This is a genomic window from Arthrobacter sp. MYb214 (assembly GCF_002979865.1).
Taxonomy (GTDB): domain Bacteria; phylum Actinomycetota; class Actinomycetes; order Actinomycetales; family Micrococcaceae; genus Glutamicibacter.
In genome coordinates this window covers 128686-152460 of the sequence record NZ_PCPZ01000003.1, presented here as the reverse complement: position 1 = coordinate 152460, position 23775 = coordinate 128686, and the positions used below count along the sequence as shown (strand labels likewise).

Genomic DNA, 23775 nt, shown 5'->3' with positions numbered 1-23775 from the left:
CGCCTTTCACTTCACCGGTAAAAGGACAAGCCGGTGCGGTTGTATCCCGGCAGACCCAACCGCACCGGCTAATCGGACAGCGGCTACAGCGAACGCAGCACCATTGCGGTGCCCTGGCCGCCGCCACCGCAGATGCCGATGGCGCCCAGCGAGCCGGCCGGCATCTCGTGGAGCTGGCGGGCCAACGTGCCAATGATGCGTGCACCGGAAGCGCCGATCGGGTGGCCCAGGGCAATCGCGCCACCATGCGGATTCACGATGGAGGCATCGAGACCCAGTGCCTTGGTGGACTGCACCGAAACAGCGGCGAACGCCTCATTGATTTCGACGGCCTTCAGATCCTGGGCTTTGGCGCCGGCCTTCTCCAGGGCTGCGCTGATGGCATTGGATGGCTGCTCGTGCAGGGTGCGGTCCGGGCCGGCAACGAAAGCGTGCGAGAGAATTTCAGCCAGCGGCTCCAGGCCCAGGCGCTCAATGGCCGCATCGCTGGCCAGCACCACGGCTGCTGCGCCGTCGGTGATCTGCGAGGAGTTGCCTGCGGTAATGGTGCCTTCCTTGGCAAAGGCCGGACGCAGCTTGCCCAAGGATTCCACGGTGGTTGCTTCGCGGATGCCATCATCTTCGCTGATCGTGGTGTCGCCGCGACGGCTGGAAATGGTAAATGGCGCAATCTCGCCGGCTGCGAAATCTCGGGCCGCGGCAGCGCGCTGGTGGGATGCGGCCGAGACCGTATCCTGGGCCTCGCGGGTCATCGACAACTTGGCATTGTGCTCCTCGGTGGAAGCGCCCATCGAACGCTTCTCGGCAGCATCGGTCAGGCCGTCGTATTCCAGGGTGTCAATCAGTTCAATGGCACCGTACTTGGTTCCGGCACGGGCGCGCTGCACATGCGGAGCCAGCGACATGGATTCCTGGCCGATAGCCAGGACAACGTCTGCCTCGCCGCTATTGATCAGGCGGGCTCCTGCCACAACGGCCTCGGCACCTGAGAGGCATACGGCATTCACGGCGATGGCCGGAACGTCCAGCGCAATGCCGGCACCCACAGCGGATTGACGGGCCGGGTTCTGGCCGGCGCCACCTTGCAGCACCTGGCCGGCGATGACCTGCTGGACCTCGCTGGGATCAACTCCGGCACGTTCCAGCGCGGCCTTGCCGGCATGGGCGCCGAGCTCGGTGGCTGGAACAGCGGCGAAGGTGCCGTTGAATTTCACGAATGGGGTACGGGCGTAGCCCACAATCTTTGCGGTCATGCTTTCAGATCCTCCACAATATCCACGGCAAATTCTGCTGCCGTGATGTCCTTGATGGTTTCCACGCTTTCACCCGGGGCTACTGCACGCAGGGTCAAGGTCGAGTTTTCTATATCAAACACTGCTCGGTCGGTGATGATGCGGTTGACCACGCCGACTCCGGTGAGCGGCAAGTCGCATTTCTCCACAATCTTGGACGTCCCGTCCTTGGCCACGTGATCAGTCAGAACGATCACGCGCGGGGTGCCGGCGACCAGGTCCATGGCTCCGCCCATGCCCTTGACCAGCTTGCCCGGGATGGTCCAATTGGCCAGATCGCCATTGGCGGCCAATTGCAGGGCGCCGAGGATCGCGGTCTGGACGTGGCCGCCGCGGATCATGCCGAAGGAGGTCGCCGAATCGAAGAAGCTGCCGCCGGGCAGGATGGTCACGGTCTGTTTGCCTGCATTGATCAGATCCGCATCTTCTTCACCTTCATAGGGGAAGGGACCCATGCCCAGCAGGCCGTTTTCGCTTTGCAGCTTGACCGAAACGCCTTCCGGCAGGTTGTTGGCCACCATCGTGGGGATTCCAATACCGAGATTCACATACTGGCCGTCGGTTAATTCGCTAGCGGCAATGGCCGCCATTTCATCGCGAGTCCACATGCTCAGGCCTCCTTTCGGCTGCGCACGGTGCGCTGTTCAATGTCCTTGACCGCATCGGCCTGCACCAGGGTCTGCACGAAGATGCCGGGGGTCTCCACCAGCGACGGATCCAGGTAGCCCTCGACAATTTCCTCGGCTTCGGCGAAGGTGTGGCGGCCGGACATGGCGGCCAGCGGGTTGAAGTTCTTCGAGGTCATCCGGTAGCGCAGGTTGCCTTCGGCGTCGGCCTGGTGCGCCTTGACCAGTGCGATATCGGCAAAGATTCCGCGCTCGAGGATCGCTGGCTTGCCGTTGAATTCCATGACATCCTTGCCTTCGGCGATCGGAGTTCCCACGCCGGTGGGGGTGAAGAAGGCGGGAATGCCCACCCCGCCAGCGCGCAAGCGCTCGGCCAAGGTGCCCTGCGGGCAGAATTCAACTTCCAGGTCCCCATCGAGGAACTGCTGTGCGAACAGCTTGTTCTCCCCGACGTAGGAGGCCAGGACCTTGGAGACCTGCTTATTTTCCAGCAGGATGCCCAGCCCCTTGCCGTCTACGCCCATGTTGTTTGACACGATGGTCAGGTTGGTTGCCTTCGAATCCCGCAGTGCGGTGATCAGGCGGTTGGGGATGCCGGAGAGGCCGAAACCGCCTACTGCGATGGTCATGCCATCCTTGACGACGGCAGCCAAGGCGGCGGCTGCGTCATCCCGAAACTTCGTTGTCATCGATTCCTCCATGTGTCCACTATGTGGAGCGCGGATCTGCTTATCCTCTAACGTACGTAGTCGCAGGTGAGCATGCAATAGACCCGGTGCATTGCCGGGTAACTGGTCGGATGGTGAGGAGGAACGGCCAAGCGGTCCATATTATGGACATAGCTGAGAGGGCTAGACGATGTCGAACTCATTGCCTTCGATATCGAACATGCAGATAGCGAAATGGCCCATCTCTGGCATGTCGTGAACGGTGCGGACTTTGGCCCCCAGGGCCACCAGGCGCTCTGCCTCGTCGGTGATGATTTGCCTGCGTTCTTCGAAGCGAACGCCGCGGCCGCCGCTGACCAGCAAGTCCAGATGCAGGCGATTCTTGATGCTCTTGGCCTCCGGTACCTGCTGGAACCAAATCCTTGGCCCACCACCTTGCGGATCGACCAGCGACTCCGGTTCATCACCGGTTCCGGGCGGCAATTCATCATCCGGCACGCCCATGGACTGCCAGTAGGCGCGCCACGTGGGATGCCCGTCCGGGGCGGGCTCGGGAACGTAGCGCAAGGCTTCGGCCCAGAACCGGACCATTGCTTGCGGGCCGGCGCAGTCGATGACGATTTGCCATGTATTTTCCATGTGCTGAATTATCCGCCGACCAGCTCGATAGCAACAGGGGTACGGCGACAAAGTATGAAGAGGGAATTATCCGGCCCGTAACCGATCGTCCATAATGTGGTCATGAGCAATTCCCCGGCTGGAACCCAAGTCGTAGGGCGGCTGGCTGCCGTGCTTCGCACCGTGAGCACCGCAATGCCCGAGGGCATCACCACGACGCAAACTGCCCGGAGCACCGGTTTGGCCCGGCCCACCGTGCATCGCCTGCTCAGCGCGTTGGCCACCGAAGGATTCTGCGACCACGATCATCGCACCGGCCGCTGGCTGCTTGGCCCCGAGCTCTACCTCATGGGAGCGGTGGCAGCCGAGCGCTACGACATCAGCGAACTGGCCCGCGAGCATGTTGCCGCGCTGGCCGAGGCGACCGGGGAAAGTGCGTTCCTCTCGGCGCGGCGAGGGGACGAAACCGTGTGCTTGCTGCGCCAGGATGGAGCCTTTCCCATCCGCTCGTTCGTGCTGTATGAAGGACGGCGCTTCCCGCTGGGAGTCGCTTCGGCCGGAATCGCGATCCTTGCTTTCCTGCCTGAACAGGGCATTGAGCGCTACCTGCGCGATGCCGATCTAGAGCCAGGATATGGGCCGGCGCATTCGCGCGAAGAGCTGCGCAAAAAGGTCGCCGAAACCCGCCAGCTGGGCTATTCGGTCAACCCCGGCTTGATCGTCGAGGGCAGCTGGGGCATGGGCGCTGCGGTTTTCGACAACTCGGGACAGCCTGCCTGGGCACTGAGCCTGACCGGGATCCACACGCGCTTTGAAGCGGACCGCCGCGAAGAGCTGGGCAACCTGCTGCTGCACCACGCGCATGAGTTGTCCACCAAGCTGTCGGCCCGGTCAAGCACGCTTCCACGCTAGTTTTTCCTTCCCCGGTACAAAGCTTCCTGCGGTAATCTTTCAGATCGGCGGGAATGCCTATTTCCAGGATTCCCCGTGACGCAGCCAAGTGCAGAAGGACGGAAAATTTGGGCACTATCCCGGCCGGAATCAACACCCCGCAGGTCATCGTTGACGTAGCGAAGCTCCAGCAGAACATTGACCGGGTGGCCCACCGAGTGGCGAGCCAGGGCCTGAAACTGCGCCCGCATGCCAAGACGCACAAGATGCATGAAATCGCCGAACGCCAGATGGACGCCGGTGCCGCCGGACTCACCGTGGCAACTGTCGGCGAAGCCCTCGCGTTTGCGCTGCACGGGGTCGCGAAGATCTTCATCGCCTACCCTTTGTGGGTCAATGAATCCCAGGCGGCACGCATCCTGGAGCTGATGCGCCGTGCCAAGCTGAGCATCGGCACGGACTCTGTCCAGGCCGTGCAGCAGATGGCCAGGATGCTGGGGGAGAAGGCCTCCAAGATCAAGCTCGTCATCGAGATCGACAGCGGCCATCACCGAAGCGGCACCAGCCCGCAAGGCGCGGTGGAAATAGCCGATGCCGCCCGTGCAGCAGGCATGCGCGTGCATGGGATCTTCACTTTCCCCGGCCACAGCTACTCGCCGCACGGCATCGACGCGGCACTCAACGATGAGCACAAGGCCCTGGCCGAAGCGGCGTGCCTGCTGCGCGAGGCCGGGCATGCCATCAAGCGCATCAGCGGGGGCTCCACCCCGACCGCCGAACTGAGCGACAACTCGGTGCTGACCGAGGTGCGTCCAGGGGTATACGTCTTCGGCGATGCGCAGCAGTTCGAGCTGGGGCGCGTGCGCTGGGAGGATATTTCCCTGACCGTCGCCTCCACCGTGATCAGCCGCCATGAAGGCGATGGGCAGATTCCCCGGCGCATCGTGCTGGACGCCGGCAGCAAGGTGCTCGGAAGCGACTGCCCGGCCTGGGCCACCGGATACGGGCGCATCGCCCAGTGCCCTGAAGCCCGCATCAGCGCACTATCGGAGCATCACGCCACCGTGCTGTGGCCCGAGCACTTGGACCTGCCGGCCCACGGCGAGCAGCTCCACGTCATCCCGAACCATGTCTGCGTCGCGGTGAACCTGGTCGACAACGTGCTGGCAGTGCATGAGGACGGCACCAGCGAGGTATGGGATGTAGCGGCCAGAGGACTGAACTTCTAGATTCTGAACCTAGCTGGCCCTTTCAAGGAACCGCAGCAGGCAGCGCGAAGCCGGATCCAAATGGTTCTTGGTCCCCAGCTGCCGTTTGGAACGGCGCAGCGCCGCCAATTTTTCCGGATCGTCCGCCAGCTCCAGCACACGGGGATCGATATAGGAGCCGGCCGCGATTTCGGGAGTATTGCCCAGTTTTCCGGCGGCCTGCTCGATGGCCAGCTTGCGCAGATTCCTGGCATCATCGGCAGCCATAGCCGAGGCGGGAGCCTCGATCAGTGCCCTGAAAGCCGCTAAGCTGCCGCCCCAGGTCCTGAAGTCCTTGGCGGTGAATCCGCTACCCAGATGCTCCTCGAGGTACCGGTTGATTTGCGCAGGCTGGAGCAGGTGCGAGTGCCCATCGTCATCCAGGTAGCGGAAAAGCTCGTAGCCCGGCTGATCGCGCAATTGGACCAGTACTCGTGCCAGTCGCCGGCTCCTGATTTTCACATGCTGCTGCTGGCCGCTCTTGCCGGGAAACTCGAGGGTGGCGCAATGCCCTTGGACCTCCAGATGCTTGGCTCGCAGCGAAGCGGCCCCGAACGATTGGTTGGAACGCGAGTAGGCGTGCGTGCCGATGCGCAGCAGATGCAGATCCAGCAGCAGGACCACGGCCGCAGTGACCCTGTCCTTGTCGTTTCTTCCCCGGCGCAGATCCCGCAGCAGCTGGCGGCGGAGATTGGGCAGTGCGCGGCCGAACGCCGGCAACCGGTCGAATTTGGCGGCATCCTGCCGCTCGCGGAAATCGGGGTGGTAGATCATCTGGGTGCGTCCTGCCGCATCGATTCCGCGAGCTTGGACCTTGGCCCGCGCACTGGCAGCGATCTGGACCTGTTTCCATGCCGGCGGGATCGACAATTGCCTGATCCGATCCAGCAGGTGCTGGTCCTTCACCGTGCGTGCCCCTTCCAGGTAGAAGAAGCCGGTTCCCGCGCGCCGGCGCGTGATGGGAAGCCGTTTGCTTCGGCGTGCTGGCATGGATGCCTCCCGGTAGTTGCGTAGCCGTGCAATCACGCACACGCTATCGCCGATCGCTGCCCTGCTCCGGGTGTTCGCAGGAAAATCCCAGCTGTGCGGTGCCGGGGTATTCCTGCCAGCGGGCGGATCCGCCACCTGCAGCGCGTCGTTTGCACCCGGGAAGCCCTGGAATCGCGCCATGTCCCGTAACAGGGCATGATTGGAGGTATGGAAAATAGTGCTGCGCCCGCATGGGTGGCAAATTACCAGCCGGGAGTCCCGGCCGAAATCGAGCTGCCCACCGAACCGCTCAGCCGCATGTTCGAGCGCTCCGTGCGTGAAGCCGGCGATAGCCCGGCGACCGAATTCTTCGGCCGCCGCACCAGCTACGCCGATCTGGGCGCGCAGGTAGCCAAGGCCGCCGAGGGCCTGCGCAAGCTCGGCGTGCGCGCCGGCGACCGCGTTGCGCTGATCCTGCCCAACTGCCCGCAGCACGTGATCGCCTTCTACGCGATCCTGCGCCTTGGCGCCGTCGTGGTGGAGCACAACCCGCTGTACACCTCGCGGGAACTGCGCCACCAGTTCGAGGACCACCAGGCGCGCATCGCGATTGCCTGGGACAAGGTCGTGGCCAACGTCCAGGAATTCCCCAAGGACGTGCAGCTGGACTCGATCGTCTCGGTCAACCTGCTCGAAGCCTTCCCCGCGGTCAAGCGCCTGGCGCTGAACCTGCCGGTCAAGAAGCTGCGCGAGACCAAGGCGTCGCTCACGGCGCGCACCTCGGGCACCGTGGCATGGAAGGACCTGCTCTCCGGTGCGCAATTGGATGCGAACCACCCGCATCCGGATGTCGATGACCTGGCGGTCATCCAGTACACCTCGGGGACCACCGGCCACCCCAAGGGTGCCATGCTCACCCACTTCAACCTCTATTCCAACGCCTTGCAGGGCGAGGCCTGGATGCTCGGGGCGCAGGAGCGCGAGGAAATCCTCTACGCGATCCTGCCGATGTTCCATGCCTTCGGCATGACCCTGTACCTGACCTTCGGAGTGAAGAAGCAGGGCCTGCTGGTGCTCTTCCCGAAGTTCGATCCGCAGATGATCCTGGATGCCTGGAAGAAGTCCCCGGCCACCGTGTACTGCGCGGTGCCGCCGATCTACGAGCGCACCGCCCTGGCGGCGAAGGAGCGCGGCGTCTCGCTGAAGAGCGCCAAGTACTGCATCTCCGGGGCGATGAACCTGCCCGACCATGTGGTGGAGCTGTGGGAATCGATGTCCGGCGGCCTGCTGGTGGAAGGCTACGGCATGACCGAGTCCTCGCCGGTGGCCTTGGGCAACCCATTCCACCCCAGCCGCCGCACCGGCACCATCGGCGTGCCCTTCCCCTCGACACTGATGAAGGTCGTGGACGTGGAGGACCCGAGCCGGGAAGTGGCCCAGGGAGAACCGGGCGAATTGCTGATCAAGGGCCCGCAGGTGTTCCAGGGCTACTGGAACAACCCGGAGGAAACGGCCAAGGCCAAAACCGAGGACGGCTGGCTGCGTTCGGGCGATGTGGTCACCGTTGACGAGGACGGCTTCGCCCAGGTGGTGGACCGCGCCAAGGAGCTGATCATCACCGGCGGCTTCAACGTTTCACCGACCGAGGTCGAGATCGCCCTGCGCCAGCACGCTGACGTGGCCGATGCCGCGGTCTTCGGAAAGCCGTTGGCCCGCGGCGGCGAAATGGTAGTTGCCGCGGTGCAGCTCGAAGAGGGCTGCGGGCTGAACGAGGACGCGCTGCGCGCCCACTGCCGCGAGCTGCTGGCCGCCTACAAGGTGCCTAAGCGCATTGTGCAGATCGATGAGATGCCGCGCTCGCTGCTGGGCAAGATCCTGCGCAAGCAGGTCAAGGACCAGATGGTCGATCTGGTCTAGCGCAACCGCGGCATCGCCGAGAGCAGCAGTTTCGTGTAATCATGCTGCGGGGCGCCGAAGACTTGGTCAGTAGAGCCCTGCTCGATGATTTTGCCTTCATGCATCACCGCAACGGAGTCGCTCATGTGCTCGATCACCGACAGGTCATGGCTGATGAACAGGTAGCTGGTTCCGGTGTCCAGCTGGATCCGATCCAGGAGGTCCAGCACCGTGGCTTGGATTGATACATCCAAGGCCGAGACCGGCTCGTCAAGGACCAGCACCTGCGGCTTGGGCGCTAGCGCACGGGCAATCGCCAGGCGCTGGCGCTGCCCGCCGGAAAGCTCGCGCGGGTTGCGGCCCAGCAATTCGGTGGACAGCTCGACTTGTTCGAGCAGTTCAGCCGCCGGCTTGCGGTACTCGGCTGCGCGCTTGGACTTGCCGCGGCTCAGCGCATCGGCCAGCAGCTGCCCCACCGAATAGCGCGGATCGAAAGACCCCAACGGGTTCTGGTAGATCGCGCCGATTTGTTCGCGCAGCTTTCGGCGCTGGGATTCGAGGGCCGGGGCAAAGTGCTCGCCGAGCAGCTTGACGTTGCCTGCATCAGGCTTCTGCAAGCCCAGCACCATGCGCGCGGTGGTGGTCTTCCCGGACCCGGATTCGCCGACAACGCCCAGGGTCTTGCCCCGGGGCAGTTCGAAACTGATCGCATCCACGGCCTGGTGCTTGCCGAACGTTTTGGACAGCTGCGTGACTGATAACGCGGGGGCAGTAGTGGCGGGTGCTTCTGGCGGTGGTGCCGTCAACGGCTTGCTGGCTGCCGACAACGGGGCGAAGCGCGGTATCCCCGAAGGCACGGCCCGCAGCAATTGGCGGGTGTACTCGTGCTGCGGGTCGCCCAGGATCTGCCCGGTGCTGCCGGCCTCAACGATTGCACCGTTGCGCATCACCGCAATGTCGTCGGCCAAATGCGCTACCTGGGCCAGATCGTGGCTGATCATCAGCACGCCGCGGCCCTGCTCCTTGAGCTCGCGCAGCTGCGAAAGGACCAGTGCTGTCAGCGCCGAGTCCAAGGCGGTGGTTGCCTCATCGGCGATGACTACCTGCGGGTTGCCGGCCAGGGCCTGGGCAATCAGGGCACGCTGGCGCATGCCGCCAGAGAGCTCGGTGGAACGCTGCTTGGCACGGCGCCCGGGCTCGGGCATGCGCACGGATTCCAGCACCTGGAGCACTCGCTGCTGGCGCTCGGATTTCGACATCTTGCCGTGCGCCTTGAGCGCATCACCGATTTCCCGGCCCACCGGGCGCAGCGGATCGAGCGCCATCAGCGCATCCTGCAAGATCATGGACACCGAATTCCCGCGGATCTGCTGCCAGCCGCGGTCGGAGAGCTCCAAGGCGTTCTGCCCGCAGACAGCGAGCTCGGCGGCGCTGACGGTGCCGCCGGAGAGGCCAAGCAGGCTGCGGGCGGTCACGGATTTGCCCGACCCGGATTCGCCGACCAATGCGAGGCAACGTCCGGCCTTTACGGTGAAGGAAATGTTCTTCACCGCCACGGTGGAACCGAAATGGACCGAAAGGTCCTTGACCGTAATCAGTGCTTGCTCGTTCATGCTGTCCTTGCCCTTCCGCCCAGCGCGCGGCCAATCAGCGTGGCGCCTGCGGCCACGACAACTATCGCCAAGCCGGGGAACAAGCTCATCCACCACGCGAAGTGCAGGTAGGTGCGCCCGGCCGAAAGCATGGCACCCCATTCGGGAGCTGGCGGGGGAGTGCCCAAGCCCAGGAAGGACAGGGCAGCAGCCCAGATCACGGCTTGGCCGATCCCCAAGGTCACCAGCGCCAGCAGGGGCTTGAGGGCGTTGGGAACCAAATGGTTGCGGACCAACAGCCACGAGCCGCGGCCCAGCACGGTGGCTGCCTCCAGCATTTCCGAACTCTTCAGCGTGCGGATCTGGCTGCGCACCAGCCGGGCATATCCCGGTGCGGTGGACAGGCCCACCGCGACGATGGCCGGCCCGACACCGGGTCCGGTGAAGGCAATGATCAGCAGTGCCATCAGCAAGGATGGAATCGCGTAGAGCGCTTCGAGCACGCGCAGGATGATCTCGTCGAGCCAGCGCGGGGACAATGCCGCAGCTGTGCCCAAGACGATGGCCAATCCCATGCCCAATCCCGTGGCCGCCAGGCCGATAGCCAGCGAGTCGCGGGCACCATGGATGACACGGGTATAGATGTCGCGGCCCGATTCGTCGGTGCCGAAGAAATGCGCGGCGCCGGGTTTGCTGAATGCCTCGGCCGGGTTGATGGCCAATGGGTCGCCCGGGGCCAGCACCGAAGGAACCAGCGCGATGAGCACCCACAAGGCGATGAATGCGGCGGCGAAGATTCTTGCGGTGCGGCTCATGAGCTCGCCCCTGCCGGATTGATGGCTCGCTCGATGCCTTCGGTGATCGCCATGACCACGATGTAGACCAGCGCGGAGAAGAGCGCGATGCCGGTGACCATCGGGATGTCGCGGGCCAGCACCGCAGAAAGCAGCGAGCGCCCCAGACCCGGACGGGCGAAGATCGCCTCGACCACCACCGCGCCGGAAAGCAGCGAGGAGAAAGCCCAGCCGGTCAGGCCCAGGGCAGGCAAGGCGGCATGGCGCAAGCCATGGCGCCAGAAGACCGCCAGCCGGCTTTCGCCACGGGCACGCGCGGCCAGCGCGAACTGGCTGCCCAGGGCTGCACTCAGCGAATCGCGCATCAGCTGGGTGAGGAACCCGGCCAGCGGCAATGCCAAGGTCAGCACGGGAAGTACCAAACCCTGGGCGGTGCCGTTATCCACGGCCGGCAGCCAGCCGAGCATCGAGGAGAAGAGCATGATCAGCACCGCGCCGAGCCAGAAGTGCGGCACGGCGGCGGCAATGATCTCCACGATATTTCCCAGCCATGCGCCAAAGCGGTTGGCCCGCATGGCCGATGCCGCGAAGCCCAGGGCCAGCACCCAGGCGGCCGCCAGGGCCAGCAGCGCAAGCCAGAGGGTATTGGGCAGGAGATCGCCCATGATGCCGGCGACCGGCTGCTTGAGCGAATAGGAGGTGCCGAAGTCCAAGGTGGCCAGCTTGCCCAGGTACATCAGGTACTGGGAGATGAGCGGCAGGTCCAGTCCGTACTCGGCGCGGGCCGCGGCCAGCGCTTCGGCCGAGGCCTGGGAACCGGGGCCGCCCATGATTGCTTCGGCCGGGTCGCCGGGGATCAGCCGGATGGCGATGAAGATGGCGGTGGCCACCAGCCACAGCACCACCAGCGCGCCGCCGATCTTGCGCCCGGCCCAAGCAATCGTGCCCAAGGGGTGCTACTTGGTGATGAAGGTGTCGTAGTAGACCGGCGAAGACACCGCGGTGGTGGCGCCGATGCCGTGCACGTTCTTGCCGTAGAGGAAGTGGTTCTGCTGGTCGTAGAGCGGCAGCACGGAGTAGCCCTCCAGGACCAGCTTCTGGGCCTGCTCGTACAGCGCAGCGCGCTGGGCTACATCATTGGCCTCTTCGGCCTGGGCCAGGATCCCATCGAGCTTCTCGTTCTTCACCTGCGCATTGTTGGCGAAGTAGCCCGATGGCGCCGGGACGGTCGAGTCGGAGTGGTAAAGGATGCGCAGCACCGACGGGCCGACCTTGGTGTAGGGAGCCGAGACCAGATTGTAATCGTGCTTGGCCAGGGCGCCGTACCAGCTGGACAGGTCCAGCAGCTGGATCTTCACCTCGAAGCCCACGGCCTTGGCCTGGGCCTGGAACTGCTCGAACAGGGACTGCTCGGCAGGAACCGACTGGTTGGTGGAGACCGGGAAGTCCAGCGACAGGCGCTTGCCGTCCTTCACGCGGTAGCCCTCGGCGTCGCGTTCGCTCCAGCCTGCTTCATCGAGCAGCGCGTTGGCTTTGGCCGCATCGGTGCCGAACAGCGATTCATCGGAGTAGCCCAGCGGCTCGGCTGACGACAGCAGCGAGTAGCTGCGCTCGGTGGTGCCGAAATAGAGGGCCTTGACGCCGGCGCTGGCATCCACGGAACGGATGAAGGCCTCGCGCACGCGCTGGTCATCGAATGGCGCCTTGGAGCTGTTCAGCTCCAGGCGGTTGGAAGCACCCGGGCGCGGGGCGTCCAGATGGCCCAGCGAGCCGTCCTGCTTTGCCGTGGCGATGGTGTCCGGCTGCGCGTTGTCGATGACATCGACTTCGCCCGAGACCAGGGCTGCGTAGCGGGTGGCGGCCTCAGGGATGAAGCGCCAGGTGATGGCCTCCAGATAGGCCTTGGAATCGGAGCGCTCCGCGTTCTTGACCGGCGGCACGTAGTCTTCGTTGCGGACCAGGTTCACGGCCTTCTGGTGCTCCCAGGATTCGACCTTGAACGGGCCGGTGCCTACCGGTGAGGCGCAGTTGGTAGCCTGGTCGCGTTCCAGCGCCTTGGGGGATTCGATGGCGGTCCATGGCATGGACAGCGATTCCAGCAGCGCGTTATCCGGGGCGGAGAGCGTCAGCTTGGCGGTGAGCTCATCGGCGATCTCGATATCCACGACCTTGCCCACGGCCAGATAGCCGGTGGAGGACGCGGTATTCGGATCCTTCAGGTGCTCGATGTTGGCTTCGATGGCTTTGGCGGTGAGCTTCGTGCCGTCGGTGAAGGAAATCCCATCGCGCAGGGTGATGGTGCGAGTCAGGCCGTCCTCGGAGACCTCGGTGCTTTCGGCCAGCCACGGGATGATCTTCCCGTCCGCATCCTTGGTGAACAGGGATTCGAGGTACTGGCTTGCTACCAGGGCTTGCGGGTAGTTGCCGCCCACATGCGGATCCAGGCAGGCCGGCTCGGCGTCGCCCGAAGCATAGACCAGGGTGCCGCCGGCAACCGGCTTCGCCTCCTCTGCGGGGGCATCGGGTCCTGCCCCTGCCGAGCAGCTGGCTAGAAGGGATCCAAGGAGCGGGAGCGCGATAGCGCAGCCAAGGATCCTGGACGCGCGCGAGTTTCGTTGCATGGGGAAGGGCTTACCTCGATGAACTAGTGGTGATGACCAAACCAACTCTAGCCATCTGGAACGCATTCGTCAGATCGGAGCGAATCGCTCCGATCCGACGAAACCTGGCTAGCGGCACTGCGCGAGGGATCTACTTTTCGCTGGCCACGGTCATGCGGCGGTTCTGGTGGACCGGGGTTTCGATTTCATCGAGGATGGCCACGGCGAAGTCCTGGGAGGAAACGAAGTCGCCTGCTGGCGAATCGGTGCCCAGGGTGTAGCTGCCGGTGCGGCGTGCAGGCACGATCACCGGGGCTGGAGCCGCGACGGTCCAGGTGATGCCGGAAACCGAGGTGAACATGTCGTAGACCTCGGCGCAGGTGGTGGCTTCGGCCTTGTATTCCTCCGGGAAGCCCGGGGTGTCGACCAGGCGGACGCCGTCTACCTCGGTAGCGCCGGCGCCGCCGACAACCAGCAGGCGGGCTGGGACCAGGGTTTCGGTGATCTGTTCGAAGGCATCCAGGTATTCCTGGTGGTCGCCACCGGTGCGCGATGGCGGTACGGCAATGACGAGCACGTCGTTGTTCTTTCCCAGGTCGCGGTAGGTTGCCCCGTCGCCCAGCTCGGCGGCCACGGTGGTGGTTCCGTCGATTACCTTGCCCGAGCGGGAGACCGAGGTGACCTCATGGCCGCGTGAAATGGCTTCGGCAACGACTTCCGAGCCGACCATGCCGGTAGCTCCGTAAACTGCAATCTTCATGGTGTTCTCTTTCCTTGGGAAATTGGGTCCGGCACAATGGTATCTTTTAGATACCGCCCACTACAACGAAACTAGGTTTCCTCATGGATAGCCATGGCTCTTTTGACGTGTTCGTGCAGCAATGCCCTTCACGTGAAATCATGCAGCGCCTAGGCGATAAATGGACTCCGCTGGTCCTCTTGTCCCTGGCTTGCGGCCCGCAACGTTTCTCCGCATTACGCCAGCGCATCGGCGCGGTCACCCCGAAAGTGCTCACCAATACCCTGCGCAACCTGGAGCGCGACGGGCTGGTGCAGCGCACCGTATATGCCCAGGTGCCGGTGCGGGTCGACTACGAGCTGACTGATTTGGGACGCGGGATCCTGGAACCCATGGAAATCCTGCGCCTGTGGTCCGAGGAGCATGTGCCCAAAGTGCTCGCTGCCCGTGAGCGGTTCGACGCGCGCGGCTAATGGCCAGGTGGAGCAGCGGGACGCAGCGGCAGAAACATGAAGTGCTGGCCCACCAGCCCCTTGGTCGGATGGTTGAAGGCGCCCGGAATGGTGCCCAGGATCTTGAAGCCCAGCGATTGCCATAGACGCACTGCAGCCTCATTGGTCTCGACGACCGCATTGAACTGGATGCCGTGATAATTTTCCTGCCGGGCCCAGTCGATCACGTATTCGCCCAGTGCTCGTCCCACGCCGCGATTGCGGCTTTCCGGATCGACCAGGAAGGACGCGGTGGCGATGTGGGCTCCCCGTCCGGGCTTGTTTGGCCCCATCTTGGCCGAACCGATGATCCTGCCATCTGCCACGGCAACGACCGTTTGCCCTGGCGGAGTCTCCATCCACCAGGGGCGGGCTTCTTCAAGGGTTTGGCCCTGGGGGAAGGCGTAGGTCTGCCCCTCATCCATGATTTTGCGGTAGAAGCCGAAGATCCCAGGCCAATCCCCGGCGGTGCTTGTCCGGATTTGCATGCGCTTAGCCCAACTCTTTCGAAATGAATGCTTCGGAACTCATCCTATTGGCCCTCATTGTATCTTGCGTCACATAGACTGAGGTCAAAGACGCAAGGTGCAGGCAAAGGAGCCGGTGTTGTTTGAAGTAAGCGAAGACCAGAAGTCGTTGATCGAGATGGTCCATGATTTCGCCGAGACCAGGATTGCTCCCAATGCCCTGAAATGGGACCAGGAACAGCACTTCCCGGTGGATGTGCTGGCCGAAGCCGGACAGCTGGGCATGGGCGGAATCTATGTTTCTGAAGATCATGGCGGATCCGGTCTGAGCCGCAGCGATGCGGTGCTGGTCTTCGAGGAACTCGCCAAGGCCGACCCGACCTTGGCCGCCTACATTTCCATCCACAACATGGTCGTGTGGATGGTCGACACCTTCGGCAACGACGCGCAGCGCGCCAAATGGCTGCCATCGATGACCGCCATGGACGACCTGGGCTCCTACTGCCTGACCGAGCCCGGAGTCGGCTCCGATGCGGCGGCCCTGTCAACCCGTGCCCGCAAGGACGGTGACGAGTATGTGCTCAGCGGCGTCAAGCAATTCATCTCGGGAGCTGGAAGCTCGGCGCTCTACATCGTCATGGCCCGTACCGCTGATACCGGTTCGCGCGGCATCAGCGCCTTCCTTGTTCCCGGGGATGCCGAGGGCCTGAGCTTCGGGCCGAACGAAAAGAAGATGGGCTGGAAGGCGCAGCCCACTCGCCAGGTGATCATGGAAGGCGTGCGCATTCCCGCCGCCAGCCTGCTGGGCGAGGAAGGCCAGGGATTCTCCATGGCCATGCAGGCACTCAATGGCGGCCGCCTGAACATCGGGGCCTGCTCGCTGGGTGGCGGGCAGAGCGCGCTGGAGAAGTCGGCGCTGTATTTGAAGGAGCGCCAGGCCTTCGGCGGTCCGCTGACCAGGCAGGAAGCGCTGGTCTTCAAGCTGGCCGAAATGGACATGGAGCTGGAAGCCGCCCGCTCCTTGCTGCGCCGTGCCGCCGCCGCACTGGACGCGAAGAGCCCGGACCGCGTCCGCCTCTGCGCGATGGCCAAGAAGATGGCCACGGACGCCGGATTCAACGCCGCCAACAGCGCTATCCAGCTGCACGGCGGCTACGGCTACCTCGCGGACTACGGGATGGAGAAGATCACCCGGGATCTGCGCGTGCACCAGATCCTGGAAGGCACCAACGAGATCATGTCGCTCATCGTCGGACGCACGCTGCTGGAATCCTGACCGGTGGTAATCAGGCGTTGAACTGCTTTTCCGAATTCCGCACAGCGTTTCCCGAGAGGGAATCACGGGGATCCGGATGAATCGATGAGATGGCTGGCTCGCTGGCAATGATCTGCTCGATGCTGCCCTGCTCCATCGCATCCCGCAAGGTGCGCTGGGTAGGGCGCATCATTTTAATCTCGCCGCGTTCCAGGGAAGCGAAGAGCTCCTTGGGGCTGATCCATGTGGAGATCACCGCTTCGGTGGTCTGGTGGACTGGTTCCTGGCCGGGGCGCAAGGCCGCGACAAAGAAGTACGTATCGAACCGCCGCGGGAAACCGGCTGGGGTGACCCAATTGGCCCAGGGGCGCAGTTGGCCAGGATCCAGCAGCAGCCCTGTCTCCTCGAAGACTTCACGACGTGCTGCGGCCAGGATCTCCCCGGCCAGATGCTCCGCGCGATCTGGTCCTTCCCCAAGGATCGAGGTGCGCGCCCATTGCCGGGCGTGCTCGCTGAGCAAGGCGGGATCCAGCTCTCCTGCCGCCACCGCTTGGCCGTCTTGGGCATCAACTCGGCCGCCGGGATAAACCACCATGCCGGCTGCGAAGTCCATGGTGTTCACGCGATGCTGGACGAAAACCTCAAACCCGCCAGCTGCCTCGCGCAGCAGCAAAACACTGGCCGCTTTGCGGATCGGGACCTCGGTGGGAGTCGCAGGTATCGGGGAAGTCGTCATTGCCTACCATGTCCTTGGCTCTTGGAAGTGAGAATAGCCTTCGAGAGCCAGCTTAGCTTCCAGCGCACAGCAAACGCGCAACCGGCAGAAGCCGCTGTGCATGCTTGCACATTGACCTGCGGAATCTGCACAGCAAATGCCGTTGACCGGATTCCTGGCGGAGCCTAGTTTGAATCACAGAGACCTGCGCGAAGCTGCGGGCATCGCAACTGGAAGCCGCAGGGGAGCCGAGCAGAGGATGAGCGCAATGGCGGAACAAATTGGCCCATGGCCCCAAGGGCTGAAGGGGCGCCGCGCTTTGGTTACCGGTGGCGCCTCCGGCATAGGCCTGGCCAGTGCCCGGGCATTGGCCGACGCCGGTGCCACCGTGACGATTGCCGACCTCAATGAACAGGCCGCTGAAGAAGCGGCCCGCGAGCTTGGCGGAAAAGCATGGGCCGTGGATCTTTCGGATACCGCGTCGCTGGAAGATCTCAGCGTGGATACCGACATCCTGATTAACAACGCCGGCGTGCAAAGGGTGGCTCCAATCCACGAGTACGACCCCGAAGCCTGGAGGCTGATCCATCGGCTCATGCTGGAGTCGCCTTTCCTGCTGATCAGGGCAGCACTGCCCGGCATGCGCGAGCGCGGCTTCGGCCGCATCATCAATATTTCTTCGATCCACGGGCTCCGGGCCAGCGCATTCAAGAGCGCCTACGTTGCGGCCAAGCACGGGTTGGAGGGACTGTCGAAGGTCACTGCATTGGAAGGTGCCGACTACGGGATCACCAGCAACTGCATCAACCCGGGGTATGTGCGTACCCCATTGGTGGAGCGGCAGATTGCCGATCAAGCGAATTCGCATGGCATTGACGAGTCGGATGTCATCCAGAAGATCTTGCTTGCCGAATCGGCCATCAAGCGCCTGGTTGAACCAGAGGAAGTCGCTTCGCTGGCGGCCTGGCTCAGTGCGGATACCGCGGGCATGGTGACCGGAGCGTCCTACACCATGGATGGCGGCTGGAGCGCGAAATAGGTGCGGCGGGCACACATGGCTGCCATGCCTAAGCCGGCGGGAACAGCAGGGTTCCGCCGATCGACACGGCGATGATCACCAAGGTGGACAGCAGCCCCAGCAGCAATGAACGTCCGCCGGTTTTTACGATGCTGCGCAGGTGGACCCCGAGCCCCAAGGCGAACATGGCCGCGGCAAGCAGGAGCGTCTGCACGCTGGCCGCAACTGAAAGCCACGCCTCGGGCACCAGCCCGGTGGTGCGCAGCAGCATTGCCGCCAGGAACCCGAGCACGAACAGCGGCACCAGTGGCGGGTTCTTGCCGCCTTGCACCGATTGGCGCCGCCGCATGAAGACGCCGACGCCGGCAATGATTGGAGCCAGCAGGACCACCCGGGCCAGCTTGACGGTCACCGCCACGGCCAAGGCGCCGGCACCTACCGAACCGCCGGCGGCGACGACTTGTGCGACCTCATGGGTGGACGCACCGATAAGCATGCCGATGCTGCGTTCATCCAGCCCGAGCAGCAAGCCCACCGCGGGCATGAGCGGAATCATCAATGTCCCGAAGAGCACTACCAGCCCGATCGCGGTGGCGACCTGATCCTGCTTGGCCTTGACGACATTCTCGGCACCTGCGACCGCGGCGGCACCGCAGATGGAGAAGCCGGTGGCGATGAGCAGGCGCTGCGGCAGATCCATGCCGAGCTTCTTGCCGATCCACAAGGTGGCCAAGAACGTGATGCCAACCGAGAGGACCACCACCAGCAGTACCCCGGGGCCCAGGCCGAGGATGGTGCCCAGCGAGAGCTGCAAGCCCAGCAGCACAATGCCCAGGCGCAGCAGCTTCTTGCCGGCAATTGCCGTGCCGGGGGCAAAAGCCTGCGGGACCGGGGCAAGATTGCGCCACAGCGCACCGAGCAGGATAGCCAGCAGCAGGGCGCTCAGGCCATTGACGTAGTGGCTGGCAAACATGCACAAGATGCCGGCGAGAAGGCAGAGGAGAAGTCCCGGAAGAGCAGGAGCGAAACGCGAAGCAGGTTTTCGATGTGCGGACTGGTCACGTTTGGAGGTGGCGGATTCTTCGATGGAACTTGTGGAGTCGTGCATGGAAATAATTCTTCTCCGGCATGGCGAATTGCGGTATACCACTTCTTGCTATCGCGGACATATGATCATGATATGGAAAGCAGCTCGTCATCTCTCGAAGACATTGCCCGCTGGATTCAACCCTCCTCATTGGAGTTGCTGGTCGGCATCGCCGATCACGGGAGCCTGAGCGCCGGTGCCCGTGCGGCCGGGATGGCGCAGCCAAATGCCACCCGCGCATTGAAAACGTTGGAGCGCCGGCTGGGATACCAGCTTGTGGCACGCAAGACCACCGGATCGCGCTTGACCGCAGAGGGAGTGCTGACCGTCCAATGGGCTCGTGAAGTCCTGGACAGCCTGGAAACCTTCGCCGCTGGCGCGCGCTCGCTGGCTGAAACCGGAGAGGGAGAGCTGGAATTCGGAGCCAGCATGACGGTGGCTGAATTCTTGGCGCCAAATTGGATCGGACTACTGCATCGTGCCCTGCCACGAGTCATCCCTCGAATGAAGATCATGAATTCCCAAGATGTTATTCGTGCAGTGCAGCAGGAGGAACTGGGACTAGGATTCGTGGAAACCCCGCACATTCCTCTGGGCCTGAAAAGCCGGCAGGTACTTCACGATGAAATGCTCGTGGTCACGTCGCCTTCACATGCTTGGGCACAACGGCAGGAACCGCTGAGCCTGCACGAATTGCAAAGCACGGCGCTGATAGAACGCGAGGAAGGCTCCGGCACCCGGGCATTCTTGGATTACATTGCCCATGCCGAACGCCCGAATCCGGTCGCTGTCTTCAACTCGAACGCAACGATTTGCCAGTGCGTGGCGCGCGGAATGGGGCCCGCTGTGCTCAGCCATTTGGCGGTAGAGAGCCAGTTGGAGCAGGGGCTGCTCGTCGAGATCCCGTTTGATGGGCCGGCGCTGTTGCGCGAGCTGCGGGCGATATGGCCTGCGCACCGTGTCTTGAAAGCGACCGAGCAGAAGCTGCTTGAGATTTCCGTGGAATCACGGATTGCGCAGGGCTAGCCGGAGATCCAGGCCCCGGCTTGGAACTGTGCGGACTTGGCCACGAGGCGGACAGCAAGCTTCCCATCAAGGATGCAAGGGCGGCCATTTGTACCGGGCCGTGAGCTCCCGGTACAAGCCTCCGGCCTTAGAGTTTGGAGATCTCGTTCTTGAGCAGGCCCGACAGTCGCTGGACGCCTTCGTCGATGGTCTTCTCGTCAACGGAGCAGAAAGCCAATCGCAGCTTGTTGTCGGCTTGGCCGCTCGGGCTGAATGCCGCGCCTGGGATGAAGATGACCCCGGCCTTCACGCCCTGCTGCAGCAACGCGTAGGTGTCAATGCCTTCAGGCAAGGTCAACCAAACGAAGAAGCCGCCTTCGGGACGAGTATGGGTGACGCCTGCCGGCAGGTACTTAGCCAATGCTTCGAGCATCGCGTCGCGGCGGGAACGGTACAGGTCGTTGTACTTGGTGATCTGCCCCTTCCAATCATGCTCGTTGAGGTAGGCGCTGATGATCATCTGGTTCAAGGTCGGTGGGCACAGGGCTACCGCCTCGCCGGCCAGGTAGAAGCGGCGGAAAAGGTGGGTCGGGACCGCTGCCCAGCCGATGCGCAGGCCGGGCGCGAAGATCTTGGAGAAGGAACCCATGTAGATGACGTTTTCCGGGTCCAGGCTCCGCAGGGTAGGCGCAGGGGTTCCCTCGTAGCGCAGCATTCCGTACGGGTTGTCTTCCAGGATCAGGATGCCGGCTTCGCGGCAGATGTCCACGATTTCCTGGCGGCGTTCGGCCGCCAGAGTGATCCCTGATGGGTTGTTGAAGTTCGGGATGGTGTAGAGGAATTTGATGCGCTCGCCGGCGGCGCGCAATTCGGCGATGCGCGCACGCAGGGCATCAGGAATCAAGCCATTTGCATCGGTGCCCACGGGGCGGGCGGACACCTGGTAGGCCTCGAAGGTATTCAGGGCCCCGACATAGGTCGGATCTTCGCAGAGCACAGTGTCTCCGGGATTGCAGAAAACCTTGCAGGCCATGTCCTGTGCTGACTGGGAGCCGTTGGTGACCACGACATCTTCGACCCCCACGTTCGTGATGCCTTCAGCTGCCATGACATCGATAATTTGTGCACGCAGTTCAGGAGTGCCAAGTCCGGAGCCATATTGCAATGCTTCGGGGCCCTGCTCGACGATGATGCGCCGGGCCATTTCACCGACCTTTTCCAGCGGGAGCAGCTGCAGGTAGGGGTTGCCTCCGGCCAGGGAGACCAGGGAAGGGTCCAAGGAGAGCTCGAATACGTCGCGCACCGCGGACTGCTTGATTCCGGCCGCGCGCTCGGATAGCAAGGATTCGTGCGAAGTGGTCAGCGGTTCTGATGCGGTGGTCATGGTTCTCCTCGGCAAGGCTCCCGGGGCGGGGGAGCGGGGTTCCTGCGCTGGGTGCGGCACAAGAATTGTTTTCAAATAGAATACTTTGGTATTCCAGCAGGAAATTCAAGGCTTGGCAAGAGCTGAGTTTTCAACCACGTGATTCTTTGCTCCAGGCGAGGCGTTGCGTTCCTCGATCTTCAGCTGGCCCAACGCCGAATTGACGCGGCCGTGAAGTTTCTCGGAAAGGTTTCGCGGCTAGCTCCCGGCCAGCCAGCACTGCCGGACCAAGAGGACCAGTAATTCGACGCAGTCCGCCGAAGCCCGGAAATACCCAAGACCGGGAGGCGCCCATCCATGCGAACAGGGAATAACCCGGGACCCTGATCAGCAGGCGATCCCATCATCCGACTTCCTGCGGGCCGCTGGCGTATTCGCCGGCTGGTTGGCTCACTTCTCGGTTTCGGTGCGGGAATCCAGCCAAGACTGGATGGCGCTTGGGCGAATGCGGCGATGCGTTCCACGGTATTCCACCGGAATAATCCCCGCATCGGCCAGCTTGCGCAGGTAGCTGTTGGAAATCCCGGCCATTTGGGCTGCTTGGGAAGTATTAAGGAGCAGCTCGGGTGTGCCGATGCTGACGGACTCGCCATCTGCAAACCGTGAAAGCACCTCGATCAGCGCCTGGTGCGCTTCTTTGGGCAACTTCAACGCGGTGCCGTTGACGAACACGGTCGTGTCATCCGACTCGTCCAGCGCGCGGCGTAGCCGCGCGGTGGTCTTCTCATCTAACGCCTCGAAGGTGCGGACCCTGCCCAGTGCTGAAGTCGGTGATGCCATGGCCCTTATTTTGCCTGAGATGTCCTTCGGACGCACCTCATGACGCTGCAAATGGACTGCCTGTCGCAACTCCTTTATGACACAGATGCGACGAATGGGGGTTGTACAGCGCCAAGCGGTTCCCGTATGGTGGAAAACGTAGGTCTAAAGAAAGTACTGACCAGCCATCTTCCGGCACACCATGACGGATCCTTCAGCCTCACCCGGCGGAGCCCCTCTGGGAATTGTGTACATGGAAGCCTGACGCCCTCCTTAATTGCCTGTGGGTCACGCTCCATTGCGGTCGGATGAATGGTCATGCGCGTTCCTACGCTCTGCCACCAATTTCGTGGGTACTGCGTTTTCGTCAATCAGAACTTTCTTGAAAGAAGAGCTATTCAATGTCTGTTGAATCCACTAAAGACCTGTCCACCATCACCGACGAAGAGATTTTCGACGCCCATCTTGGCGGCAAGCTTTCCGTCTCATCGCAAATGCCGCTGAACACCAAGCGCGACCTGTCCATCGCCTACACTCCGGGTGTAGCCAAGGTATCCCAGGCCATCGCAGATGATCCAGCCAAGCACGCAACCCACACTTGGGCCTCCCGCCTGGTTGCTGTGGTTTCGGACGGCACCGCTGTGCTGGGCCTGGGCAACATCGGCGCCGCTGCCTCGCTTCCGGTCATGGAAGGCAAAAGCGCCCTGTTCAAGGAATTCGGCGGCCTGGATTCGATCCCGCTGGTATTGGACACCACCGACGTCGATGAAATCGTCGAAACCGTCATTCGCCTGCGCCCGAGCTTCGGCGCCGTGAACCTGGAAGACATCTCCGCCCCGCGCTGCTTCGAAATCGAAAAGCGCCTGATCGAGGCGCTGGATATCCCTGTTATGCACGATGACCAGCACGGCACCGCGGTGGTGGTGCTGGCAGCTCTGATCGGCGCGGCCCGCCAGACCAAGCGCGACATCAGCTCGTTGAAGGTCGTCATCTCCGGTGCCGGTTCGGCTGGCGTCGCCGTCACCAACCTGCTGCTTTCGGCCGGCGTGGATGACGTCATCGTGCTCGACTCGCGTGGCACCATCCACCGCGAACGAGACGACCTTAATCCGGTCAAGGCCGACCTGGCCAGCCGCACCAACCGTGAAGATGTCATGGGTGGCCTGGCTGAGGCACTGGACGGCGCGGATGTCGTAGTGGGACTTTCCTCATCGACCTTCGAAGAAGCTGCCGTGGCGAAGATGAACAAGGACGCCATCATCTTCGCGCTGTCCAACCCGACCCCGGAAATCATGCCGGATGCTGCCGCGAAGTATGCAGCCGTGGTGGCCACTGGCCGCAGCGACTTCCCGAACCAGATCAATAACGTGCTGGCCTTCCCGGGCATCTTCCGCGGCGCCCTGGACTCCGGTGCCAAGAAGATCACCGAGGGCATGAAAGTCGCCGCGGCCCATGCCATTGCCAACCTGGTTGGTGATGATCTGGCAGCGGATTACATCATTCCTTCGGCAACCGATGACCGCGTGATGCCTGCTGTAGCCGCGGCTGTGGCTGCGGAAGCAGAAAAGGCCAGGTAGAAAAAGCTGGCGAAAAAGCACTGCCTGCAACGACTCGTTGCGGGCA

General features: G+C 63.2%; 23 protein-coding genes. 8 read left to right on the top strand and 15 right to left on the bottom strand.

The window, feature by feature from the left end; translation table 11 throughout:
* Positions 1–83: 83 nt before the first annotated feature.
* The 4 genes from CQ012_RS09485 to CQ012_RS09470 form a co-directional block, all read right to left on the bottom strand.
* Positions 84–1253 carry an acetyl-CoA C-acyltransferase gene (locus CQ012_RS09485; protein ID WP_105662012.1) on the bottom strand — a complete coding sequence of 390 codons (1170 nt, stop codon included), beginning with the start codon at positions 1251–1253 and terminating at the stop codon, positions 84–86.
* Positions 1250–1900: a 3-oxoacid CoA-transferase subunit B gene (locus CQ012_RS09480; RefSeq protein ID WP_105662011.1), complete on the bottom strand. Its 651-nt coding sequence runs from the start codon at positions 1898–1900 to the stop codon at positions 1250–1252. Before CQ012_RS09480 ends, CQ012_RS09485 begins: the two co-directional genes overlap by 4 nt.
* A 2-nt stretch (positions 1901–1902) precedes the next feature.
* The gene (locus tag CQ012_RS09475; RefSeq protein WP_105656382.1) at positions 1903–2607 is read right to left on the bottom strand and encodes a CoA transferase subunit A; all 705 of its coding nucleotides are present in this window, start codon (positions 2605–2607) and stop codon (positions 1903–1905) included.
* A 162-nt stretch (positions 2608–2769) separates the two neighbouring features.
* Positions 2770–3225 carry a VOC family protein gene (locus CQ012_RS09470; RefSeq protein WP_105656235.1) on the bottom strand — a complete coding sequence of 152 codons (456 nt, stop codon included), beginning with the start codon at positions 3223–3225 and terminating at the stop codon, positions 2770–2772.
* Positions 3226–3327: 102 nt separating this feature from the next.
* Between CQ012_RS09470 and CQ012_RS09465 the strand changes: the two genes are divergently transcribed.
* Both CQ012_RS09465 and CQ012_RS09460 read left to right on the top strand, forming a co-directional pair.
* Positions 3328–4116, top strand: a complete 789-nt coding sequence (locus CQ012_RS09465) for an IclR family transcriptional regulator (protein ID WP_105656236.1) — start codon at positions 3328–3330, stop codon at positions 4114–4116.
* 107 nt (positions 4117–4223) lie between these two features.
* Positions 4224–5324, top strand: coding sequence for an alanine racemase (locus tag CQ012_RS09460; RefSeq protein WP_105662010.1), 1101 nt, complete (start codon positions 4224–4226; stop codon positions 5322–5324).
* A 9-nt stretch (positions 5325–5333) separates the two neighbouring features.
* On the opposite strand, the gene CQ012_RS09455 is transcribed toward CQ012_RS09460, so the two are convergent.
* Positions 5334–6512 (bottom strand): DNA topoisomerase IB, encoded by a 1179-nt coding sequence (locus CQ012_RS09455; RefSeq protein WP_105662009.1) that lies wholly within the window; start codon positions 6510–6512, stop codon positions 5334–5336.
* Between the two features lie 27 nt (positions 6513–6539).
* Here CQ012_RS09455 and CQ012_RS09450 point away from each other — a divergent pair, with 27 nt between their 5' ends.
* Positions 6540–8228: a long-chain-fatty-acid--CoA ligase gene (locus CQ012_RS09450; protein WP_105656238.1), complete on the top strand. Its 1689-nt coding sequence runs from the start codon at positions 6540–6542 to the stop codon at positions 8226–8228.
* On the opposite strand, the gene CQ012_RS09445 is transcribed toward CQ012_RS09450, so the two are convergent.
* From CQ012_RS09445 to CQ012_RS09425, 5 genes are all read right to left on the bottom strand, one after another.
* Positions 8225–9820, bottom strand: a complete 1596-nt coding sequence (locus CQ012_RS09445) for a dipeptide ABC transporter ATP-binding protein (protein WP_105662008.1) — start codon at positions 9818–9820, stop codon at positions 8225–8227. The genes CQ012_RS09450 and CQ012_RS09445 overlap by 4 nt on opposite strands.
* The gene (locus CQ012_RS09440; protein ID WP_105656240.1) at positions 9817–10614 is read right to left on the bottom strand and encodes an ABC transporter permease; all 798 of its coding nucleotides are present in this window, start codon (positions 10612–10614) and stop codon (positions 9817–9819) included. Before CQ012_RS09440 ends, CQ012_RS09445 begins: the two co-directional genes overlap by 4 nt.
* Entirely contained in the window at positions 10611–11543 is a 933-nt protein-coding gene (locus CQ012_RS09435; protein ID WP_105656241.1) for an ABC transporter permease, read from the bottom strand. Before CQ012_RS09435 ends, CQ012_RS09440 begins: the two co-directional genes overlap by 4 nt.
* 6 nt (positions 11544–11549) lie before the next feature.
* Entirely contained in the window at positions 11550–13214 is a 1665-nt protein-coding gene (locus tag CQ012_RS09430; protein WP_105662007.1) for an ABC transporter substrate-binding protein, read from the bottom strand.
* 130 nt (positions 13215–13344) lie between these two features.
* Complete coding sequence (locus CQ012_RS09425) at positions 13345–13953, bottom strand: NAD(P)-dependent oxidoreductase (protein ID WP_105662006.1); 609 nt, start codon at positions 13951–13953, stop codon at positions 13345–13347.
* Positions 13954–14036: 83 nt separating this feature from the next.
* On the opposite strand from CQ012_RS09425, the gene CQ012_RS09420 reads away from it, so the two are divergent.
* A complete protein-coding gene (locus CQ012_RS09420; protein WP_105662005.1) occupies positions 14037–14405 on the top strand; it encodes a winged helix-turn-helix transcriptional regulator in 369 nt (122 codons plus the stop codon).
* Here CQ012_RS09420 and CQ012_RS09415 read toward each other — a convergent pair.
* Positions 14402–14911: a GNAT family N-acetyltransferase gene (locus CQ012_RS09415; protein WP_105656245.1), complete on the bottom strand. Its 510-nt coding sequence runs from the start codon at positions 14909–14911 to the stop codon at positions 14402–14404. The genes CQ012_RS09420 and CQ012_RS09415 overlap by 4 nt on opposite strands.
* A gap of 118 nt (positions 14912–15029) precedes the next feature.
* On the opposite strand from CQ012_RS09415, the gene CQ012_RS09410 reads away from it, so the two are divergent.
* Positions 15030–16166, top strand: a complete 1137-nt coding sequence (locus CQ012_RS09410) for an acyl-CoA dehydrogenase family protein (protein WP_105656246.1) — start codon at positions 15030–15032, stop codon at positions 16164–16166.
* Between the two features lie 10 nt (positions 16167–16176).
* Here CQ012_RS09410 and CQ012_RS09405 read toward each other — a convergent pair whose 3' ends face one another.
* Positions 16177–16881 carry an NUDIX hydrolase gene (locus tag CQ012_RS09405; protein ID WP_286134052.1) on the bottom strand — a complete coding sequence of 235 codons (705 nt, stop codon included), beginning with the start codon at positions 16879–16881 and terminating at the stop codon, positions 16177–16179.
* A gap of 247 nt (positions 16882–17128) precedes the next feature.
* Between CQ012_RS09405 and CQ012_RS09400 the strand changes: the two genes are divergently transcribed.
* Positions 17129–17899 carry a 3-hydroxybutyrate dehydrogenase gene (locus CQ012_RS09400; protein ID WP_105656247.1) on the top strand — a complete coding sequence of 257 codons (771 nt, stop codon included), beginning with the start codon at positions 17129–17131 and terminating at the stop codon, positions 17897–17899.
* Between the two features lie 28 nt (positions 17900–17927).
* On the opposite strand, the gene CQ012_RS09395 is transcribed toward CQ012_RS09400, so the two are convergent.
* Positions 17928–18986, bottom strand: coding sequence for a YeiH family protein (locus CQ012_RS09395; protein ID WP_105656248.1), 1059 nt, complete (start codon positions 18984–18986; stop codon positions 17928–17930).
* A 72-nt stretch (positions 18987–19058) separates the two neighbouring features.
* On the opposite strand from CQ012_RS09395, the gene CQ012_RS09390 reads away from it, so the two are divergent.
* A complete protein-coding gene (locus CQ012_RS09390) occupies positions 19059–19991 on the top strand; it encodes a LysR family transcriptional regulator (protein ID WP_105656249.1) in 933 nt (310 codons plus the stop codon).
* 127 nt (positions 19992–20118) lie between these two features.
* Here CQ012_RS09390 and CQ012_RS09385 read toward each other — a convergent pair whose 3' ends face one another.
* Both CQ012_RS09385 and CQ012_RS09380 read right to left on the bottom strand, forming a co-directional pair.
* On the bottom strand, positions 20119–21354 hold the full coding sequence (locus CQ012_RS09385) for an aminotransferase-like domain-containing protein (RefSeq protein WP_105656250.1): 1236 nt from the start codon (positions 21352–21354) through the stop codon (positions 20119–20121).
* A 429-nt stretch (positions 21355–21783) separates the two neighbouring features.
* Positions 21784–22173: a helix-turn-helix domain-containing protein gene (locus CQ012_RS09380; protein ID WP_105662004.1), complete on the bottom strand. Its 390-nt coding sequence runs from the start codon at positions 22171–22173 to the stop codon at positions 21784–21786.
* A gap of 380 nt (positions 22174–22553) precedes the next feature.
* Here CQ012_RS09380 and CQ012_RS09375 point away from each other — a divergent pair, with 380 nt between their 5' ends.
* Positions 22554–23729 carry an NAD(P)-dependent malic enzyme gene (locus tag CQ012_RS09375; RefSeq protein ID WP_105662003.1) on the top strand — a complete coding sequence of 392 codons (1176 nt, stop codon included), beginning with the start codon at positions 22554–22556 and terminating at the stop codon, positions 23727–23729.
* Positions 23730–23775: the final 46 nt, after the last annotated feature.

Bases quoted from the DNA above. Each gene is read 5' to 3' on its own strand.
- CQ012_RS09475 (WP_105656382.1), bottom strand. From the start codon at position 2,607: ATGACAACGAAGTTTCGGGATGACGCAGCCGCCGCCTTGGCTGCCGTC.
- CQ012_RS09455 (WP_105662009.1), bottom strand. From the start codon at position 6,512: ATGGCGCGATTCCAGGGCTTCCCGGGTGCAAACGACGCGCTGCAGGTG.
- CQ012_RS09395 (WP_105656248.1), bottom strand. From the start codon at position 18,986: ATGCACGACTCCACAAGTTCCATCGAAGAATCCGCCACCTCCAAACGT.
- CQ012_RS09390 (WP_105656249.1), top strand. From the start codon at position 19,059: ATGGAAAGCAGCTCGTCATCTCTCGAAGACATTGCCCGCTGGATTCAA.
- CQ012_RS09485 (WP_105662012.1), bottom strand. From the start codon at position 1,253: ATGACCGCAAAGATTGTGGGCTACGCCCGTACCCCATTCGTGAAATTC.
- CQ012_RS09440 (WP_105656240.1), bottom strand. From the start codon at position 10,614: ATGAGCCGCACCGCAAGAATCTTCGCCGCCGCATTCATCGCCTTGTGG.
- CQ012_RS09450 (WP_105656238.1), top strand. From the start codon at position 6,540: ATGGAAAATAGTGCTGCGCCCGCATGGGTGGCAAATTACCAGCCGGGA.
- CQ012_RS09405 (WP_286134052.1), bottom strand. From the start codon at position 16,881: ATGACGACTTCCCCGATACCTGCGACTCCCACCGAGGTCCCGATCCGC.
- CQ012_RS09430 (WP_105662007.1), bottom strand. From the start codon at position 13,214: ATGCAACGAAACTCGCGCGCGTCCAGGATCCTTGGCTGCGCTATCGCG.
- CQ012_RS09400 (WP_105656247.1), top strand. From the start codon at position 17,129: ATGGCGGAACAAATTGGCCCATGGCCCCAAGGGCTGAAGGGGCGCCGC.
- CQ012_RS09375 (WP_105662003.1), top strand. From the start codon at position 22,554: ATGTCTGTTGAATCCACTAAAGACCTGTCCACCATCACCGACGAAGAG.
- CQ012_RS09415 (WP_105656245.1), bottom strand. From the start codon at position 14,911: ATGCAAATCCGGACAAGCACCGCCGGGGATTGGCCTGGGATCTTCGGC.
- CQ012_RS09470 (WP_105656235.1), bottom strand. From the start codon at position 3,225: ATGGAAAATACATGGCAAATCGTCATCGACTGCGCCGGCCCGCAAGCA.
- CQ012_RS09420 (WP_105662005.1), top strand. From the start codon at position 14,037: ATGGATAGCCATGGCTCTTTTGACGTGTTCGTGCAGCAATGCCCTTCA.
- CQ012_RS09445 (WP_105662008.1), bottom strand. From the start codon at position 9,820: ATGAACGAGCAAGCACTGATTACGGTCAAGGACCTTTCGGTCCATTTC.
- CQ012_RS09465 (WP_105656236.1), top strand. From the start codon at position 3,328: ATGAGCAATTCCCCGGCTGGAACCCAAGTCGTAGGGCGGCTGGCTGCC.
- CQ012_RS09385 (WP_105656250.1), bottom strand. From the start codon at position 21,354: ATGACCACCGCATCAGAACCGCTGACCACTTCGCACGAATCCTTGCTA.
- CQ012_RS09480 (WP_105662011.1), bottom strand. From the start codon at position 1,900: ATGTGGACTCGCGATGAAATGGCGGCCATTGCCGCTAGCGAATTAACC.
- CQ012_RS09425 (WP_105662006.1), bottom strand. From the start codon at position 13,953: ATGAAGATTGCAGTTTACGGAGCTACCGGCATGGTCGGCTCGGAAGTC.
- CQ012_RS09380 (WP_105662004.1), bottom strand. From the start codon at position 22,173: ATGGCATCACCGACTTCAGCACTGGGCAGGGTCCGCACCTTCGAGGCG.